The organism is Roseibium sp. (genome assembly GCF_965216085.1).
GTDB lineage: Bacteria > Pseudomonadota > Alphaproteobacteria > Rhizobiales > Stappiaceae > Roseibium.
On the sequence record NZ_OZ244138.1, the window covers coordinates 619,783 to 636,524 of the forward strand.

Annotated in this window: 15 protein-coding genes; 14 read left to right on the top strand and 1 reads right to left on the bottom strand. The window is 54.9% G+C overall.

The window, feature by feature from the left end; genetic code table 11:
* Positions 1–15 precede the first annotated feature (15 nt).
* The 9 genes from ACOOFE_RS02895 (at position 16) to ACOOFE_RS02935 (ending at position 10,315) form a co-directional block, all read left to right on the top strand.
* Complete coding sequence (locus ACOOFE_RS02895) at positions 16–1,077, top strand: ABC transporter ATP-binding protein (RefSeq protein WP_420413568.1); 1,062 nt, start codon at positions 16–18, stop codon at positions 1,075–1,077.
* 420 nt (positions 1,078–1,497) lie between these two features.
* Complete coding sequence (locus ACOOFE_RS02900) at positions 1,498–2,415, top strand: ABC transporter substrate-binding protein (RefSeq protein WP_420413569.1); 918 nt, start codon at positions 1,498–1,500, stop codon at positions 2,413–2,415.
* Between the two features lie 382 nt (positions 2,416–2,797).
* Positions 2,798–3,655 carry a tryptophan 2,3-dioxygenase gene (gene kynA / locus ACOOFE_RS02905; RefSeq protein WP_420413570.1) on the top strand — a complete coding sequence of 286 codons (858 nt, stop codon included), beginning with the start codon at positions 2,798–2,800 and terminating at the stop codon, positions 3,653–3,655.
* Positions 3,656–3,793: 138 nt separating this feature from the next.
* Positions 3,794–4,930 carry an ABC transporter substrate-binding protein gene (locus ACOOFE_RS02910; protein WP_209010975.1) on the top strand — a complete coding sequence of 379 codons (1,137 nt, stop codon included), beginning with the start codon at positions 3,794–3,796 and terminating at the stop codon, positions 4,928–4,930.
* Between the two features lie 283 nt (positions 4,931–5,213).
* On the top strand, positions 5,214–7,094 hold the full coding sequence (locus tag ACOOFE_RS02915; protein WP_420413571.1) for an NAD(P)H-dependent oxidoreductase subunit E: 1,881 nt from the start codon (positions 5,214–5,216) through the stop codon (positions 7,092–7,094).
* The gene (locus ACOOFE_RS02920) at positions 7,091–7,819 is read left to right on the top strand and encodes a 2Fe-2S iron-sulfur cluster-binding protein (protein WP_420413572.1); all 729 of its coding nucleotides are present in this window, start codon (positions 7,091–7,093) and stop codon (positions 7,817–7,819) included. The genes ACOOFE_RS02915 and ACOOFE_RS02920 overlap by 4 nt, the downstream gene beginning before the upstream one ends.
* Entirely contained in the window at positions 7,816–8,400 is a 585-nt protein-coding gene (locus ACOOFE_RS02925) for an NADP oxidoreductase (protein WP_420413573.1), read from the top strand. Before ACOOFE_RS02920 ends, ACOOFE_RS02925 begins: the two co-directional genes overlap by 4 nt.
* Before the next feature lie 14 nt (positions 8,401–8,414).
* Complete coding sequence (locus ACOOFE_RS02930) at positions 8,415–9,857, top strand: Ni/Fe hydrogenase subunit alpha (protein ID WP_420413574.1); 1,443 nt, start codon at positions 8,415–8,417, stop codon at positions 9,855–9,857.
* 11 nt (positions 9,858–9,868) lie between these two features.
* Entirely contained in the window at positions 9,869–10,315 is a 447-nt protein-coding gene (locus ACOOFE_RS02935; protein WP_420413575.1) for a hydrogenase maturation protease, read from the top strand.
* A 12-nt stretch (positions 10,316–10,327) separates the two neighbouring features.
* On the opposite strand, the gene ACOOFE_RS02940 is transcribed toward ACOOFE_RS02935, so the two are convergent.
* Positions 10,328–11,197 (bottom strand): MurR/RpiR family transcriptional regulator, encoded by an 870-nt coding sequence (locus ACOOFE_RS02940; RefSeq protein ID WP_141185041.1) that lies wholly within the window; start codon positions 11,195–11,197, stop codon positions 10,328–10,330.
* Between the two features lie 146 nt (positions 11,198–11,343).
* Here ACOOFE_RS02940 and ACOOFE_RS02945 point away from each other — a divergent pair, with 146 nt between their 5' ends.
* The 5 genes from ACOOFE_RS02945 to ACOOFE_RS02965 all read left to right on the top strand — a co-directional run bounded on the left by ACOOFE_RS02945 (position 11,344) and on the right by ACOOFE_RS02965 (position 16,741).
* A complete protein-coding gene (locus ACOOFE_RS02945; protein ID WP_420413576.1) occupies positions 11,344–12,138 on the top strand; it encodes an N-formylglutamate amidohydrolase in 795 nt (264 codons plus the stop codon).
* The gene (locus ACOOFE_RS02950) at positions 12,131–12,727 is read left to right on the top strand and encodes a TRAP transporter small permease subunit (RefSeq protein WP_141185042.1); all 597 of its coding nucleotides are present in this window, start codon (positions 12,131–12,133) and stop codon (positions 12,725–12,727) included. The genes ACOOFE_RS02945 and ACOOFE_RS02950 overlap by 8 nt, the downstream gene beginning before the upstream one ends.
* Positions 12,727–14,067, top strand: coding sequence for a TRAP transporter large permease (locus ACOOFE_RS02955; protein ID WP_420413577.1), 1,341 nt, complete (start codon positions 12,727–12,729; stop codon positions 14,065–14,067). Before ACOOFE_RS02950 ends, ACOOFE_RS02955 begins: the two co-directional genes overlap by 1 nt.
* Before the next feature lie 119 nt (positions 14,068–14,186).
* On the top strand, positions 14,187–15,236 hold the full coding sequence (locus ACOOFE_RS02960) for a TRAP transporter substrate-binding protein (protein WP_141185044.1): 1,050 nt from the start codon (positions 14,187–14,189) through the stop codon (positions 15,234–15,236).
* Positions 15,237–15,373: 137 nt separating this feature from the next.
* Complete coding sequence (locus tag ACOOFE_RS02965; RefSeq protein ID WP_420413578.1) at positions 15,374–16,741, top strand: glutamine synthetase family protein; 1,368 nt, start codon at positions 15,374–15,376, stop codon at positions 16,739–16,741.
* The last annotated feature ends 1 nt before the right edge of the window (position 16,742 follow it).

The window sequence follows — 16,742 nt, forward strand, 5'->3', positions numbered from 1 at the left end:
GGCGGGGAGAAAGACATGGGAGCGATCCAGCTCAAACGCGTCGAAAAATGGTTTGGTGACTTGCAGGTCATCAAGGGGATCGATCTCGATATTCAAGACGGCGAGTTCGTGATTTTTGTAGGCCCGTCCGGCTGCGGGAAATCGACCTTATTGCGGTTGATCTCCGGTCTGGAAGAATCCAGCCGCGGCGAAATTGAGATTGACGGCAAGGATGTCACCGCTTTGCCGCCGTCCGGACGTGGCCTGTCGATGGTGTTTCAGTCCTATGCGCTGTACCCGCATATGTCTGTGCGTGAAAACGTCGGATTTGGATTGAAGACCGCCGGCGTGCCAAAGGCGGAAATTGATCGAAAGGTCAATGGTGCGGCTGAGATCCTGAAGCTCAATGATTATCTCGATCGGCGCCCTAAGGCGCTCTCCGGCGGCCAGCGCCAGCGGGTGGCCATCGGCCGGGCAATCGTGCGTGAACCAAGTGCGTTTTTGTTCGATGAACCCTTGTCGAACCTTGATGCTGCTCTTCGGGTAGAAATGCGTTTTGAAGTGGCCCGGCTGCACAAGAGCCTCGGCACGACGATGATATATGTGACACACGATCAGGTCGAAGCCATGACTTTGGCCGACAAGATCGTTGTGCTGCAATCCGGAGAGATCGAGCAGGTCGGTTCGCCACGCGAGCTCTATGAACGGCCGGACAATCTGTTTGTCGCCCAGTTCATCGGTTCGCCGAAAATGAATGTTCTACCGTGTTCTGTCGAAGGCGATGCATTTTCGCTGGATGGCCATGGCGGCGGCCACTATCCGCATTCCAATGCAGCCCGATCCCCGGTCAAGCTCGGAATCCGCCCGGAGCATATGCATGTAGTTGCACCAGAAGAGGGGCATTGCACGGGTACGGTTGAAGTGGCCGAGTATCTTGGGGCGGATACGTTCCTTTATGTGGCGTTGGACGGTCTGGACACCATTTTGGTGCGCATCAGCGGCAGCGAAACCATTGAAGAAGGCGCGCGCATCGGTCTGAAATTCGATGAAAGCCGAATGCATTTCTTTGATAAGGATGACCGGGCGATCAGGACATAACACATCCAACTCAGATAAGCGCAAGGTGCGAAATTCAAAGAGAAAATTTCAAGAAAAAGACCCATCCGGAGGGGCTGATCCATAATGGGAAGCCTAGGCCGTGTGGACGAATTGGAGATGTCTTTCGCTGGGATTTGCAGCGTTCAAGGTCACGCAGATCTGGCGCAGGTGATGCTGGTACATCATCAAGGCGGATTTGTGCAGAGGATTGAACGCTGCAGGCCCGGCCCTTCGGGTGAGGCAAAGGGCAGCAATCTGACGCGGACTGCCCTTTGACCGTATCACCGATACGTTCTGCAGGACTTTCCACGCCATCTTTCGCCCTTTGTCTCACGAAATGCGTCTCCAATTCGTCCACACGTCTAAGGATATTGAAAAAAGTACCTACTTTTCCTTTGGTTGCAGTGTTCATAAAATGGAGTGGCTGCTGGAAAGGAGACGCTTTCTTTTATGACTGCAGGTCGATTTTTTATATTTGTACTAGTCCTCGCAATAGCGGGTTTTGGTTCGCCTGCTTTCTCGTCCGGTTTCAAAATTACGTTTATCAATCCAGGCGGTGACGGCAGCTTTTGGGGGGAAGTCTCCAAAACCATGGCAGCGGCAGCCGGGGATCTCGATATTGATCTGGAGATCCTCAACGCAAACCGGCGCCCTTACGCGATGGAGAAACTTCTACAAGAGCGATTGGATAGAGGGGATTTGCCAGACTATTTTGTTCTTGTGAACGAACTCCAAGAAGGCACACGCCTTGCGAAGATGTTGCGCCAAAAGCCGGTTAAAATATTGTTCCTGCTCAACACGTTGTCAGCATATCAAATGCAGGTTGTCCTGCAGGAGCCTGGCATAGAGAACCAGCTTGTTGCATCGATAATTCCAGACAATGAAACTGCCGGCTATGAGATGGCCAAGTCTCTCATCTCTACAGCCAGATCGTTACATTCGGCGTCGCCCGTGCTGCGTGTTTTGGCTTTGACAGGAGATGAAAGCACACCTGCTGCCTTGGATCGGGAGCAAGGCATGCTTCGTAGTTTGGCGGAGGAGGACAATCTCAAACTGTTGAGTGCGATCCCGGTAGAATGGAATAGCGCACTCGCGTACGCCAGGGCGAAAAGCTATTTGGCGCGGACAACAGTGGACGCCATATGGGCGGCCAACGATGATATCGCTATAGCAGCTGGGAAAGCGGCGGCAGAACTTGGACTAGTTCCAGGAAAAGACATTGCTCTGGTTGGACTGAATTGGTCCCGCCCCGGCATGGATGCTGTATCCACCGGCGCGTTGGCGATGTCTCATGGCGGACTTTTTTTTGCTGGAGCTTGGGCTGCAGTGATGTTGTAGGACTTTCATCACAGCAGTTCACAGAACTCTGCCATCGCTCCAGGAAAAGCAGGCTCGGCTGTGGTCAATTTCAAGATGTCTGCGATTACTCAAGAAAACGTCGGTAGATACCTAGAAAAATTGGGCGACGGCGACTGGTCGAAAATCGACTTCACCCAGTTTAGCAAAGTCATAACAGGACATACCGGTTATGATTTTTCAGCCCAAGCCATTCTGAATGCTGCAGGAAACTGACACTCTGGCTTTCAATGCTGGATGACAGGTCCCGTTTTGAACCGTCTTCAATACGGTTTTAGGTGGAATTTCGTCCGACCGAGCCGATTGGTCTTGCGTCTCTCCTTCAGAGCTGAAACGTTTCAGGCAGATTTGGGCGGGAGAAAACATGAGCAAAAAGAGTGATACCCAGTCAGGAGCCTACAATCCGGAAGCCGAAGGCGCGGAAATGGCGTTTTCCGGCAAGATGTCTTACGGCGACTACCTGGGTCTTGAAAGGATCTTGAGTTCGCAAGCGCCGCTGTCGGACGCACCAGATGAATTGCTGTTTATCATCCAGCACCAAACATCCGAACTCTGGATGAAGCTGATGCTGCATGAATTGGAAGGGGCGCGAACCGCGATTTCCGAAGACCATATGCCGGAAGCCATGAAATTGCTGGCGCGGGTCAGCCGGATCATGGAGCAACTGAACTCGGCCTGGGATGTTCTGCGAACTATGACGCCGAGCGATTACACCCAGTTTCGCGATTCCTTAGGCCTGTCGTCCGGTTTCCAATCCCTGCAATACCGCTTGATCGAATATGCGCTGGGCAACCGCAACACAGCGATGATCCGCCCGCATGAGCATGTGCCGGAGAGCTTGGATTTGTTGAAAGAAGAGCTGGCCAAACCGAGTATTTATCAGGTGGTATTGGAGTTTGCCCGCAGGCAGGGATTGGATGTGCCGGAAGCGGTAACTGCCACACCGGCGGACCGCCCACACACGGAAGTGCCGGAAATCATGGCGCTTTGGCAGAAGGTCTATCAAGATCCAGGCAAACACTGGGCGCTCTATGAAGTTGGCGAGAAGCTGGTCGATCTGGAGGATTACTTCCGGCGCTGGCGGTTCAACCATGTCACCACGGTGGAACGGGTGATCGGTTTCAAGCGTGGGACCGGTGGAACTGGTGGGGTGGCCTATCTGAAGCGGATGCTGGAAGTGGAGCTCTTCCCCGAACTCTGGCACGTGCGCACGGAACTCTAACGTATTCTTCGACTGTCGAAAGAAATCTGACCAGCCGGACCAAAAATCAAGTTTCCCTCTTCTGCTCCTCTGGGTAAGCTGCGGTCCAAGGGCCAGCATAAAAAGGCCCGTATTGGTTCTTGAAGAGGGGAATTTCATATGTTGAAGAGACTTGCGGCAACAGCAAGCGTTTTGGCGATGCTGACCGGAGCAGCCGTGGCAGACCCGGTTAAGGTCGGCATGATCACGACATTGTCTGGCGGCGGTGCCGGGCTCGGTATTGATGTGCGCGATGGCTTCAATCTGGCGGTCAAACAGTCCGGCAATGAAAACATCGAAGTGATCATCGAAGATGACCAGCGCAAGCCGGACATCGCAGTCCAGTTGGCTGACAAGCTGGTTCAATCTGAAAACGTTGACGTCCTGACCGGCATCATCTGGTCCAACCTTGCCATGGCAGTGGTGCCGTCGGTGACAGCTCAGGGCAAATTCTATCTGTCCCCGAACGCAGGCCCGTCGGCTCTTGCGGGCAAGGGGTGCCATCCGAATTACTTCAATGTGGCTTGGCAGAACGACAACCTTCATGAGGCTGCCGGGGCTTATGCCAAGGATCAGGGATACAAAAACAGTTTCATCCTGGCGCCGAATTATCCGGCAGGCAAAGACGCTCTGACAGGCTATAAGCGCTTTTACGGCGGCGATCTCGCGGGTGAACTCTACACCAAACTCGGCCAGACAGATTATGCAGCTGAGCTGGCGCAAATCCGGTCTTCCGGTGCTGACAGCATCTTCTTCTTCCTGCCTGGCGGTATGGGAATTTCGTTTCTCAAGCAGCTTGCCGGTAGCGGCATTGATCTTCCCGTTGTTGGCCCGGCCTTCTCCTTTGATCAGGGGATCTTGCAGGCTGTTGGTGATGCGGCAATGGGCGTGAAGAACACCAGTCAGTGGTCCAAAGACATCGATAACCCGGCCAACAAGGCCTTTGTCGAAAGCTTCCAGGCTGAGTACGGCCGCCTGCCGTCGCTTTATGCGTCCCAAGGATTTGATACGGCCAATCTTCTGTTGTCTGCGATGGGAAAGGCTGACGTGAAAGATGCCGATGCCTTCCGCGCCGCGCTGAAAGAAGCCGATTTTGCCTCCACGCGGGGCGATTTCAAGTTTGGTGATAATCATCATCCGATCCAGGACATCTATGTCCGCGAAGTGATCAAGGAAGGCGATGTCTTCACCAACAAGATCATCGCCACTGGCTTGAGCGATCACTCAGATGCTTATGCGGCTGACTGCAAGATGTGATCATCTCATAAGTTGATCAATGAAACCCGGGCAGCAATGTCCGGGTTTTTTGTTTCTCCGTATGCGTTGCAGTCCGACGCATCAGGACTGCCCTCGAAAGTTTGAGTGGTCTTCAGTTCGAAAGGTTGATCTTGCTCAAAGACGTTTTCTCGGAACTCTGGGACCGTAGAGCCACCAGCAAATTGATACGTGACGCGGCGGTTTCTCATGCTTGGAAGCTCTTTCTGTCTAATCGATTTAGATAAATTTGTTTCGCCGGCTAGTAAAATGCCAGGAGGCCGCCATGGATAACGGTGAGCACAATGGCAACGGTGTGGCTGCACCAGCTTGCGGAACTACACCGGTTCCTGAAGGTGCCATTCAAGAAATCTGCGAAAAATATGGCAGTGACAAACATCGGATGCTGGATATCTTGCGCGAAGTGCAAGACCGTTACCGGTGCATCGCGCCCACAACAATGGACCGGATCGCTTCCCACACCGGTCTGACAAGGATCGAGGTTGAGGGCGTTGCGAGTTTCTATTCCTTTTTGTCCCTCGCTCCGAAAGGCCGGATTACCATTCGGCTCTGTGATGACATTGTCGACCGCTATTGCGGGCTGGAGGACGTAACCAAAGCCTTTGAGGAGGTTCTCGGGATCCAAGTTGGACAGACGTCCGGCGACGGCGCTTTTTCCCTCGAACATACGCCCTGCATCGGCATGTGTGATCAGGCGCCGGCTGCCATGATCAACGATGTTGTCCTGACCAGCCTGACGCCGGAGAGCGCGCGATCCGCCGCCGAAGCACTGAAAGCTGGGCAAATTCCCGAACACTTGATTAGCGAGCGGTTTTCCAGCCTCTCTCATCATGAACGGGCAACGCGGATGGTTGACAACAACGTTCGCCATGCTGGTGAGGTCCTGCTTGGCCCAGTGCCGGAGGAGGCGGGGCTTTCCAAGGCGGCCAGCATCACCGCCGCTCAAATCATCTCGGCGGTGGAAGAGAGCGGCCTACGCGGCTGTGGTGGAGCCGGATTTACGACAGGCAGGAAATGGCGTTTCGCCGCGGCAGAACGATCTGAGAAATCGTTTGTCATTTGCAATGCGGATGAAGGCGAACCCGGGACATTTAAAGACCGGGTTCTATTGACTGAGCGGCCGCATCTTCTGTTCGAAGGCATGACCATTGCCGCACGGGCGGTCGGGGCACGTGAAGGGATCCTGTATCTCCGCGGCGAATATGTTTACCTGCGCGAGCACCTAGAACAGGTTCTGGAAGAGCGCCGAAGACGCGGGCTGCTCGGCAGGGAAATCCTTGGAACCAGGCGGTTCGATTTTGATATCCGCATCCAGATGGGGGCAGGGGCCTACATCTGCGGTGAAGAAGGCGCGTTGATCAGCTCTTGCGAAGGCCTGCCGGGCGAACCGAAAACCCGCCCGCCGTTCCCCGTCAACAGGGGCTATCTCGGCTATCCGACGGTGGTCAACAATGTTGAGACCTTCTGTCATGCGGCCCGCATTTTGGACAAGGGTGCCAAGTGGTTCCACGACATGGGGACAGAAGGCAGCCATGGCACCAAGCTTTTCTCGGTGTGCGGCGATTGCCTCAATCCCGGCATCTATGAACTGCCCTATGGCCATTCGGTCTGGGAGCTTCTGGAAATGGTTGGCGGTCAGGATGCTGCCGCGGTTCAGGTGGGCGGTCCAAGCGGTACGATGATTGCCCGCGATAGTTTTCACCGCAACCTTACCTTCGATGATCTGGCAACCGGCGGTGCAATCATCGTCTTCAACGGCCAGCGCAATATCCTGGAGATTGTCGACTACTACATGTCATTTTTTGTGCATGAGAGCTGCGGCTATTGCACACCTTGCCGGGTCGGAAATGTCTTCCTGCAAAAGGCGATCCAGAAATTCCGAAAAGGGCAAGCCAATCCGGAGGACATTGATTACCTCAAGGATCTGTCCGGCACGATCATCGAAACCAGCCGCTGCGGCCTCGGCATGACGTCGCCTAACCCGGTTCTGTCGACCTTGCAGAACTTCCCGCTAGTCTATTCGGCGATGACCAAACCCAGCAAGGATGGCATCCGGGACACCTTCGACATTCAGTCGGCCATTGATGGCGCGCGCAAAATCGCCAAACGCCGCTCGTACATCTTCGACAAGGACTTCACACAATGAGTGGCACGAAGAAGGAAACCGGCTTCAGTTTTACCATCGATGGGGTCGAAGTGACCGCTTATGCCGGTCAAACCATCATGGAAGCCGCTGATGAAGCAGGCGTTTATATCCCGCGTCTGTGCGATCACGAGGGCCTTCGCCACCAAGGCAGTTGCCGGGTGTGCACGGTGAAGGCCGGGGGGCGCAGCGTGTCGGCTTGCACCCAGCCTGCTGCCCCAGGACAGGCGGTTGAAAACGAGACGCCGCATCTCAACAAAATGCGCCGGGATCTGGTGGAGATGCTGTTTCACGAGGGCAATCATCTGTGCCCGATCTGCGAAGCGAGCGGGAACTGTGAGCTGCAGGCGATGGCCTACCGGCTCGACATGACAGAGGCGACCAAGTTCCCCTATCTGGAACCCTGCCGGGCATTGGATGCTTCGCATCCGGATATCGCGCTGGATACCAACCGCTGCATCAGCTGCGGACGCTGCATCCGGGCGTCTCAGGATGTCGATGGCAAGGGCATCTTTGGCTATGTCGGCCGTGGCATTCACCGGCGCGTCGCGGTTAATGGTGCGAACCTGGCGGACACAGATGCGGAGGTGACAGACCATGCAATTTCCAAGGAGGTCTGTCCGGTCGGCTGTATCATCCGCAAACGGGTCGGCTTCGTAACGCCGATCGGCGAACGGGAATTCGATAAGGGGCTCATCGGTCATGACATTGAGGAGAAACGCAAATGAGTGTTGCTCCTCAAACAGAGCTTCCCAAGGCCCGGATTGCGACGGCCTCTCTCGCCGGTTGTTTTGGCTGCCATATGGCGATCCTCGACATCGATGAACGGCTGATTGAACTCATGAAACTGGTCGCCGTTGACCGCTCGCCGTTGACCGATAAAAAACGGTTCACCCAGCGCTGTGACATCGGCATCATCGAAGGTGGATGTTGCAATGAAGAAAACGTGCATGTGCTGCAGGATTTCCGGCGCAATTGCGATGTGCTGATCGCGCTTGGGCAATGTGCGATCATGGGTGGGCTGCCAGCTATGCGCAACGCCATCATGCATTCTGATGCGCCTTTGCTGGAATGTCTGGACGAGGCCTATATCACCGGCCGGTACATCCGCAACAAAACCCACAATGTCCCGAATGACCCGGCTTTGCCGTTGCTGCTGGATGAGGTCTATCCGTGCAATCAAGTGGTGAAGATCGACTATCAGATCCCGGGCTGCGCGCCGGGAGGAGACATCATATTCGATACGCTGGCAAAGCTGCTCACCGGAAAATTCCGGGGCTTTGAACGCGACATGATTAAATTCGACTGACGAGAGGCGAAGATATGGGCGAACCCAGATTGATTGAAATCTCGCCGGTCACCCGCGTCGAGGGGCACGGCAAGGTCACCATTCACTTGAATGGGGACAATGAGGTCGATGAAGCCCGGCTGCATATCGTTGAATTCAGGGGTTTTGAACGGTTTATTCGCGGCCGGTTGATGTGGGAAGTGCCAGTGATCGTACAGCGGCTTTGCGGTATCTGTCCAGTCAGCCACCATCTGGCTGCGGCAAAGGCGATGGACATGATTGCCGGGGTCGATCAACTGACACCAACTGCCGAAAAAATGCGCCGACTGATGCACTACGGTCAGGTGATGCAGAGCCATGTGCTGCATTTCTTCCATCTGGCCGCGCCTGACCTTTTGTTCGGCTTTGGCGCACCGGCCGAAAAACGCAATATTTTTGAGGTGATCAAAGAACAGCCGGAATTGGGCAAACGTGCCGTGCTTATGCGCAAATACGGTCAGGAGATCATTGAAGCAACGGCAGGCAAGAAGATCCATGGCACCGGTGCCGTCCCGGGCGGCATCAACCGCAATCTGACCATCACTCAGCGGGATCACTTCCTCAGCAGCATTGATGACATGCTTGAGTGGGCGCTCGATGCCGTGAAACTCGCCAAGAATTACACCCTGGAGCACGAGGACCTTGTCGCTGAGTTTGGGTCTTTTCCATCGAACTACATGTCGCTGGTTCGTGAAAACGACGGGGCGCTTGATCTTTATCACGGCAACCTGCGGGCTTTGAGTTCGAGCGGCGATGTGATCTTCGATCAGTTGCCTTACAGCCAGTATCATGAGCGGTTGATTGAGGATGTGCGCTCCTGGTCCTACATGAAGTTTCCGTTCATCAAGGAGCTTGGACCGGAAGCTGGCTGGTACCGGGTCGGGCCGCTTGCACGCATGAACACAGCGAGCTTCATCGATACCCCGCTAGCCGATGCCGCGCATAAGGAACTCAAAGCGGTCACTAGCGGTCACCCCAACAATTCCACACTTGCCAACCACTGGGCGCGGATGATTGAGGTCGTGCATTGTGTTGAAAAGATCCGCGAGCTTCTGAACGATCCGGATCTGCAAGGTGAAGATCTGATTGTCAAAGGTGAGCGGCGCGGTGAGGGGATCGGTGTCATTGAGGCCCCGCGCGGCAATCTCATCCACCATTACCAGGTCGATGAAAACGATCAGGTGACCTACTGCAATCTGATTGTTTCTACGACGCACAACAACGAGGGTATGAACCGGGCGGTGAAAGATGTCGCGGTGAAACACTTGAGCGGACATGACCAGATCACCGAAGGCATGCTGAACCATGTCGAGGTTGCAATCCGGGCCTATGATCCATGCCTGTCATGCGCCACACACGCTCTTGGCCAGATGCCTTTGCAGGTTGAGCTGTTTGACGCCGATGGTTCCCTGGTCGACAGCAAAGCGCAGTCACTTTGAATAGTAAAAAAATGCTTCTAATTGGATATGGCAATCCTGGGCGCGGAGACGATGGACTGGGGCCAGCGTTTTCCGAAACGATGGCGGCAAAAGGCCTGCCGTCTTGGGAGATCGATACCGACTACCAGCTCGTGGCCGAACATGCGTTCGATGTTTCCCAGCACGATCTTGTGGTTTTCGCGGATGCGGAAATCGGCGCCTCTTTTCCTTATTCCTTCCGCGAAATCAAGCCCGGCGCTCCAGAGGTTCTCGGGAGCCATAGCCTGGTGCCCGAAACTGTCCTCGCTCTGTGCCAGACGCTTTATGGCGCTGAGCCGCGGGCTTATCTGCTGGGCATTTCTGGGAAAGATTTTGGTGAGATCAAAGAAGGTTTGTCGGCAGAGGCACAGGCAAATTTGGTCAAGGCCGAGGGCTTCTTCCTGGATTGGGCCGGTAAACTCAGTGCAGGTATGACTTAGTTATCCGGACCGTTAGACGTCGGGCGTGTCGGTTCGGCTGTCGGTCGTCGGATCGTGAGAATTGCGCAAGGATTCCAGCGTGCGCATGCGTTCTTCGGCCCGGTCCTGATTTTCCCGGGTCACTCCGGCGATCAATACCTCCGCAATTGCCATCAACGCTAGGGACGAATCCCAAGGTGAGGGCACGGCCACTCTGGCAGGCAGCACATGTGCTGCGATCCGGCCGATGGGCGACATCCAGCTGTCGGTAACCAGCGCGACGGTTGCCCCTTGTTTCGCAGCCGCCTCGGCAAATTGGATTATTTCGGCCTGATAGCGCCGGATATCGAAGACCAGGATCACATCCTTGGGGCCAATACCAATCAGCTGATCAAGCCAATTGCCATGCTGACCAGCAACGTGCAGCACGTTTGGCCGGACAATTCGCAGATGTGCGGCGATGTATCGGGCAAGGCTGTCGGTGAACCGGCCACCAATTATATGAATGGTCTTGCGTTCGTCAGCCAAGAGTTTGATTAGGCCGTCCAACTCTCCCTTCGGCAAATGATCAAATGTCTCGCGGATGTTGTCGATGAGCTGGCCGACATGCGGATCACCGGCAGTGTCCTGCGCCAGACTTGTGCTCCGGGCGAGCGGTGAATTCAGTTGGCTTTCGAGCTCGCCGCGCAGTTTTTTCTGGAATTCTGCAAAACCTGGAAAGCCGAGCCTTGAGACGAATCTCAGGATCGTCGGCGAGCTGACACCGGCGGCTTTGGCGAACTCTGCAACGGTTCCCAAACCTTGAACCGGATAATTGGCCATCAAGGCATGTGCGGCCTTTTTTTCCATTGCTGTGAATTCATCCAGCCGGTCGCGTATGTCTTCCAGAAGCGGTCGGTCCATGGGCAGTTGCCTTAATTTTTGGCGAGTTGGTCAAAACTGTTTGACAGAACCCTATTCTGTGTATCAGATATTACAGAGATTGGATTAGCCGGCAAGCCTGTAACAAACATTACAAAAATATGCTGGCGCTTTCCCGGGGGTGATGAATGGGATCAAGCCACCAAAACGGCGGAATGACCCGTGCTGTAGAAGTTTTAAATGCGGAGGGCGCAGGGGAGCTGGTGCTTCTGTGCGACCACGCGTCAAACCATTTTCCTCCCCCATATGATCAGTGCCTTGGCGTATCCGAAGAAGATAAATCCGCGCATATCTCCTGGGATCCGGGCGCGCTGGGTGTCGCAAAAGCTTTGTCGGAGGCGCTCGATTCGCCGCTGGTTTACACAACGGTGTCGCGTCTGGTCATCGACTGTAACCGCGAAGAGGACCGGGAAGATCTGACACCGTCCTTGAGCGAACTCACAGAGATTTCCGGGAACCGGGACCTCAGCGAAGAAGAACGTGCGTTTCGTTTGGATCTGGTCCATCGGCCGTTTCACAACGCGATCGACAAACTCTTGTCTTTACGCAAAGAACGCGGTTTGCCGTCTGCTGTTGTTTCCGTTCACACCTATACGCCGGTCTATAAAGGCAAGCAGCGGCCGTGGGAAATTGGCTTGATCTCGGAAAGTGACCGCAGCCTGGCCAATCCCGTTTTGGCTGGCCTTAATGCGCGCGGTGACCTGACCGTTGGAGACAACGAGCCATACGCTCCGTCAGATGGGGTGTATTACACCGTTCGCCGCCATGGTGAGGATCGCTCTTTGCCTTGCTTGATGATTGAAATCCGCAATGATGAAGTGACGACACCGGACGAAGAACAGCGCTGGGCAGATCTGCTCGGTCCACTGCTAAAATCCGCGGCGCAGAGCGCATTGCAAACAAGCGGGGAAGAGCATGCTTAAGGTTGCCCGCTGTTATGTCCATGTGGTTGATGGTTTCAATCGCGGTCTCGGCAAGATCATCATGTGGGGCGTATTTGTCATGGCTGGGATCCTGTTGTGGTCCTCCATCTCAAAGACGTTTTTTAATCCGTCACTTTGGACCCTGGAAATCGCGCAGTTCGCCATGGTGGCCTACTACGTTTTGGGCGGTCCTTTCTCGATCCAGATGGGCTCCAATGTGCGCATGGATCTGTTCTATGCCGAGTGGAGCATAAAGAAAAAGGCCTGGTTCGACGCTTTCACGGTCCTGCTTCTCGTCTTTTATCTCTGTGTCCTTCTTTACGGCGCTTTGGGATCGACCGCTTATTCTCTTGGATATTTTGGCAAGGAATTCCCGGAGTTCTATTGGAAGCTGATCACGGCCTTTTTCACGGGCGGCCCAAGCGCAGCCGGCGAGGTGATGGGCTATATCGAACGCAGTCCAACCGCGTGGCGGCCGGTGCTCTGGCCCATCAAATTGACCATGATAATCGGCTTCTTCCTGATGCTTTTGCAGACAATTTCTGAGCTCATCAAAGATATCGCGACCATCCGGGGAGAGACCATCTGATGTCTTACGAGATGATCGCTCTTTTGATGTTCTCGTCGATGATGCTGATGCTGCTCACAGGGCAGCGGGTGTTCGGCGCGATCGGGGGTATTGCAGCTATTGCGGCCATCAGCCTGTGGGGTGTAGGCGGGCAGGATATTCCGTTCTCCGCGGCGATGAAGCTGATGAAGTGGTATCCGCTTCTGACCCTGCCGATGTTTATCTTCATGGGCTACGTGCTGTCGGAAACCAAAATCGCCGACGACCTTTACAAGATGTTCCACGTCTGGATGGGGCCGCTCAATGGCGGGCTGGCCATCGGCACGATTCTTTTGATGGTCCTGATTTCGGCGATGAATGGCCTGTCCGTCGCGGGCATGGCCATTGGCGCGACCATTGCGCTACCGGAACTCCTAAAGCGCGGTTATGACAAGCGAATGGTCACCGGTGTCATTCAGGCCGGATCTTCGCTCGGCATTCTGGTGCCACCGTCTGTTGTTCTGGTGCTTTATGCCATGATCGCACGCGCGCCGGTCGGACAGCTTTGGCTTGCCGGTATTGTACCGGGTCTGATGATGGCGACTATGTTCATCATTTACATTGCCGTGCGCTGCAAGCTGCAGCCAAGCCTTGGACCGGCCCTCACCATGGATGAGCGCGAGGCCTCAAAGGACGACAAATATCGTCTTTTGCTCGCCGGTCTTCTGCCACTCGTTATTTTCGCTGTGATGATGGTGCCCTTCGTCAATGGCTGGACCAGTTTGGTCGAAAGCTCTGCGATTGGAGCGCTAGCAGCGCTGCTGGCTTCGATCCTGAAACGCCGGATGACCAAGGACATTCTGGTCCTATGTCTGCGCAACACCCTGGGCATCTCGTGCATGTTCATGTGGATCATTCTGGCAGCGCTCGGCTTCGGCGCAGTTTTTGACGGACTTGGCGCGGTCAAGGCAATCGAAAACCTCTTCACCGAACAGCTTGGCCTGTCACCCTGGATGATCCTGATCCTGATGCAGCTGTCGTTCCTGGTCATGGGAACTTTCCTGGACGACACAGCCATGCTGGTAATTGTTGCACCACTTTATGTGCCGTTGGTTGCCACACTCGATCTCGGTATGCCGGTTGGTCAGGTGCTGATCTGGTACGGGGTGCTTTATACGATCACCACTCAGATCGCCTATATGACGCCGCCGTTTGGCTACAATCTCTTCCTGATGCGGGCGATGGCGCCCAAGGACATCACCATGCGGGACATTTACGGATCGATTACGCCGTTTGTCTTGGTGATGGCCTTGGCGCTGGCTCTTGTCATGGCTTTCCCGCAAATCGCTCTTTGGCTGCCGGAACTGGTTTACAGCCGATGATGGGGTGCGCGGGACAACAACAAGATATCCGGAGGAAACGGATTTTACATTTGCGGTTGAATGAGACCCGGTGAACGGGCGGGCCGCTTGAACTTGAAACCGAAACTAGGGGAACAGAAATGACGAACAGACGTGATTTTCTTAAAAAAGCTGGTACCGGCACCGTTGCCGCCGCTGGCGCAGTAACTCTGGCCGCACCGGCCGTCCATGGTCAGACACCGATCAAGTGGCGTCTTCAGACCTATGCCGGTCCGGCACTGGCTGAGCACGTGATCAAGCCGCACATTGATGCCTTCAATAAGGCTGCCAATGGCGAAATGGAAATTGAACTCTACACCGCCGACCAGTTGGTCCCGACCGGTGAATTGTTCCGCGCCATGCAGCAGGGCACCATCGATGCCGTTCAGTCTGACGATGACTCTATGGCGTCGCCGACCGAAGTCACCGTCTTTGGTGGTTACTTCCCGTTTGCATCCCGCTATTCCCTCGACGTGCCGGTTCTGTTCAACCAGTACGGCCTGAAGGAAATTTGGGAAGCTGAATACGCTAAAGTTGGCGTCAAGCATATCTCTGCAGGTTCCTGGGATCCGTGCCACTTCGCCACCAAAGACCCGATCCGCTCGCTGGCTGATCTTAAAGGCAAGCGCGTTTTTACCTTCCCGACAGCAGGCCGCTTCATGGCTCAGTTCGGCGTTGTTCCGGTCACCCTGCCTTGGGAAGACATCGAAGTTGCCGTTCAGACTGGCGAACTCGATGGTATCGCCTGGTCGGGCATCACCGAAGACTACACCGTTGGCTGGGCCGATGTGACCAACTACTTCCTGACCAACAACATCTCCGGTGCCTGGGCTGGTTCGTTCTTTGCCAACCAAGAGCGTTGGAATGAGTTGCCGGATCATCTGAAAACCATGCTTCAGCTGGCCATGGACGCATCCCACTACTATCGCCAGTGGTGGTACTGGGGCGGCGAAGCCAACCTGCGCGTCAATGGCACTAAGATGGAACTGACCTCCATTCCGGACGAAGAGTGGGCAACTGTTGAAACAGCCGCATTGAAGTTCTGGGATGAAATCGCAGCTGAGTCTGAAACCAAGGCGAAAGTTGTCGAGATCTTCAAGAAGTACAACGCGGATATGCAGAAGGCCGGCCGGCCTTACCGCTATGGCTAATGCACGCCTGGGACTGGCCGCGTCGCTGTGCTGATGCGGTCCGTCCATGCAACTACCGGTCCGGATCTTAGAACCGTCCGGACCGGGACTTTCTAAACTGAAACAAAACACCAAACCGCCCTACAGGGATCCGACACATGCCTGGCAATTTGACCTTTGATGCACTGAAATCTCTCGTTTCTACCGGCGAGATCGACACGGTGCTCACCTGTATCGTCGACATGCAAGGGCGGCTGATGGGCAAGCGTTTCCACGCCCAGCACTTCGTCGACAGTGCGTATGAGGAAACCCATTGCTGCAACTACCTGCTAGCAACGGATCTGGAGATGTATACGGTGGAAGGTTATGCCTCGACCAGCTGGTCAGGTGGTTATGGTGATTATGTCATGAAGCCGGATCTGTCGACGATCCGCTTAATGCCTTGGCTGGAAGGCACCGCGATGGTGATCTGCGATGTGCTGGATCATCACACACACAAAGAAGTTCCACATTCTCCGCGCGCCATGCTGAAGGCACAGGTTGCCCGTATGAGCGAGCTCGGCCTGACCCCTGTTATGGCAACCGAATTGGAGTTCTTCTTGTTCGAGAAGAGCTTTGATGAGCTGCGTAAGAACGGTTACCGGGATATGGAACCAATCTCCGGCTACAATGAAGATTACCACATCCTTCAAACGACAAAGGAAGAGGATGTGATGCGGCCGATCCGCAACGGCCTTTATGGGGCGGGCATTCCGGTTGAAAACACCAAGGGTGAAGCCGAAGCCGGTCAGGAAGAGCTGAACATAAAATACGCGCCAGCACTCGATACGGCCGAATATCACACGATCTCCAAGCATGCGGTGAAGGAAATCGCCTGGGCCAAGGGCCGCTCTGCGACGTTTTTGCCGAAATGGCGCAGCGATAAAGTTGGGTCTTCGTCCCACGTGCACCAGTCGGTGTTCGACAAAGACGGCAACAATGTCTTCTGCGATGCCAACGGCGAACACGGCATGTCCGAAATGATGCGGCACTATCTCGCCGGCCTCATCAAATACGCACCGGACTACACTTATTTTCTGGCGCCTTACATCAACAGCTACAAGCGCTTCCAAAAAGGCACTTTCGCCCCGACCAAAACGGTCTGGTCGATCGACAACCGCACCGCCGGTTTCCGCCTGTGCGGTGAAGGCACCAAGGCGCTGCGGATTGAATGCCGGATCGGCGGGTCGGATCTGAACCCTTATCTGGCGCTTGCGGTTCAGATTGCTGCAGGCCTGAAAGGTATTGAAGAAAAGCTGCCGCTCGACAAGCCGACTTCCGGCGACGTTTATGAAGCAAAAAAAGCCAAGGAAATTCCGCATACCTTGCGCGATGCGCGCGACACCATGCGCAAGTCGAAATTCCTGCGGGAAGCTTTCTCCGACGCAGTGATCGATCACTATGCGCGTGCGGCGGAATGGGAAATCGAAGAGTTCGACCGGGCCGTGACCGATTATGAAATCGCCCGGGGTTTTGAAAGAGCCTAAC

Bases quoted from the DNA above. Each gene is read 5' to 3' on its own strand.
- ACOOFE_RS02895 (WP_420413568.1), top strand. From the start codon at position 16: ATGGGAGCGATCCAGCTCAAACGCGTCGAAAAATGGTTTGGTGACTTG.
- kynA (WP_420413570.1), top strand. From the start codon at position 2,798: ATGAGCAAAAAGAGTGATACCCAGTCAGGAGCCTACAATCCGGAAGCC.
- ACOOFE_RS02910 (WP_209010975.1), top strand. From the start codon at position 3,794: ATGTTGAAGAGACTTGCGGCAACAGCAAGCGTTTTGGCGATGCTGACC.
- ACOOFE_RS02915 (WP_420413571.1), top strand. From the start codon at position 5,214: ATGGATAACGGTGAGCACAATGGCAACGGTGTGGCTGCACCAGCTTGC.
- ACOOFE_RS02920 (WP_420413572.1), top strand. From the start codon at position 7,091: ATGAGTGGCACGAAGAAGGAAACCGGCTTCAGTTTTACCATCGATGGG.
- ACOOFE_RS02925 (WP_420413573.1), top strand. From the start codon at position 7,816: ATGAGTGTTGCTCCTCAAACAGAGCTTCCCAAGGCCCGGATTGCGACG.
- ACOOFE_RS02930 (WP_420413574.1), top strand. From the start codon at position 8,415: ATGGGCGAACCCAGATTGATTGAAATCTCGCCGGTCACCCGCGTCGAG.
- ACOOFE_RS02935 (WP_420413575.1), top strand. From the start codon at position 9,869: ATGCTTCTAATTGGATATGGCAATCCTGGGCGCGGAGACGATGGACTG.
- ACOOFE_RS02940 (WP_141185041.1), bottom strand. From the start codon at position 11,197: ATGGACCGACCGCTTCTGGAAGACATACGCGACCGGCTGGATGAATTC.
- ACOOFE_RS02945 (WP_420413576.1), top strand. From the start codon at position 11,344: ATGGGATCAAGCCACCAAAACGGCGGAATGACCCGTGCTGTAGAAGTT.
- ACOOFE_RS02950 (WP_141185042.1), top strand. From the start codon at position 12,131: ATGCTTAAGGTTGCCCGCTGTTATGTCCATGTGGTTGATGGTTTCAAT.
- ACOOFE_RS02955 (WP_420413577.1), top strand. From the start codon at position 12,727: ATGTCTTACGAGATGATCGCTCTTTTGATGTTCTCGTCGATGATGCTG.
- ACOOFE_RS02960 (WP_141185044.1), top strand. From the start codon at position 14,187: ATGACGAACAGACGTGATTTTCTTAAAAAAGCTGGTACCGGCACCGTT.
- ACOOFE_RS02965 (WP_420413578.1), top strand. From the start codon at position 15,374: ATGCCTGGCAATTTGACCTTTGATGCACTGAAATCTCTCGTTTCTACC.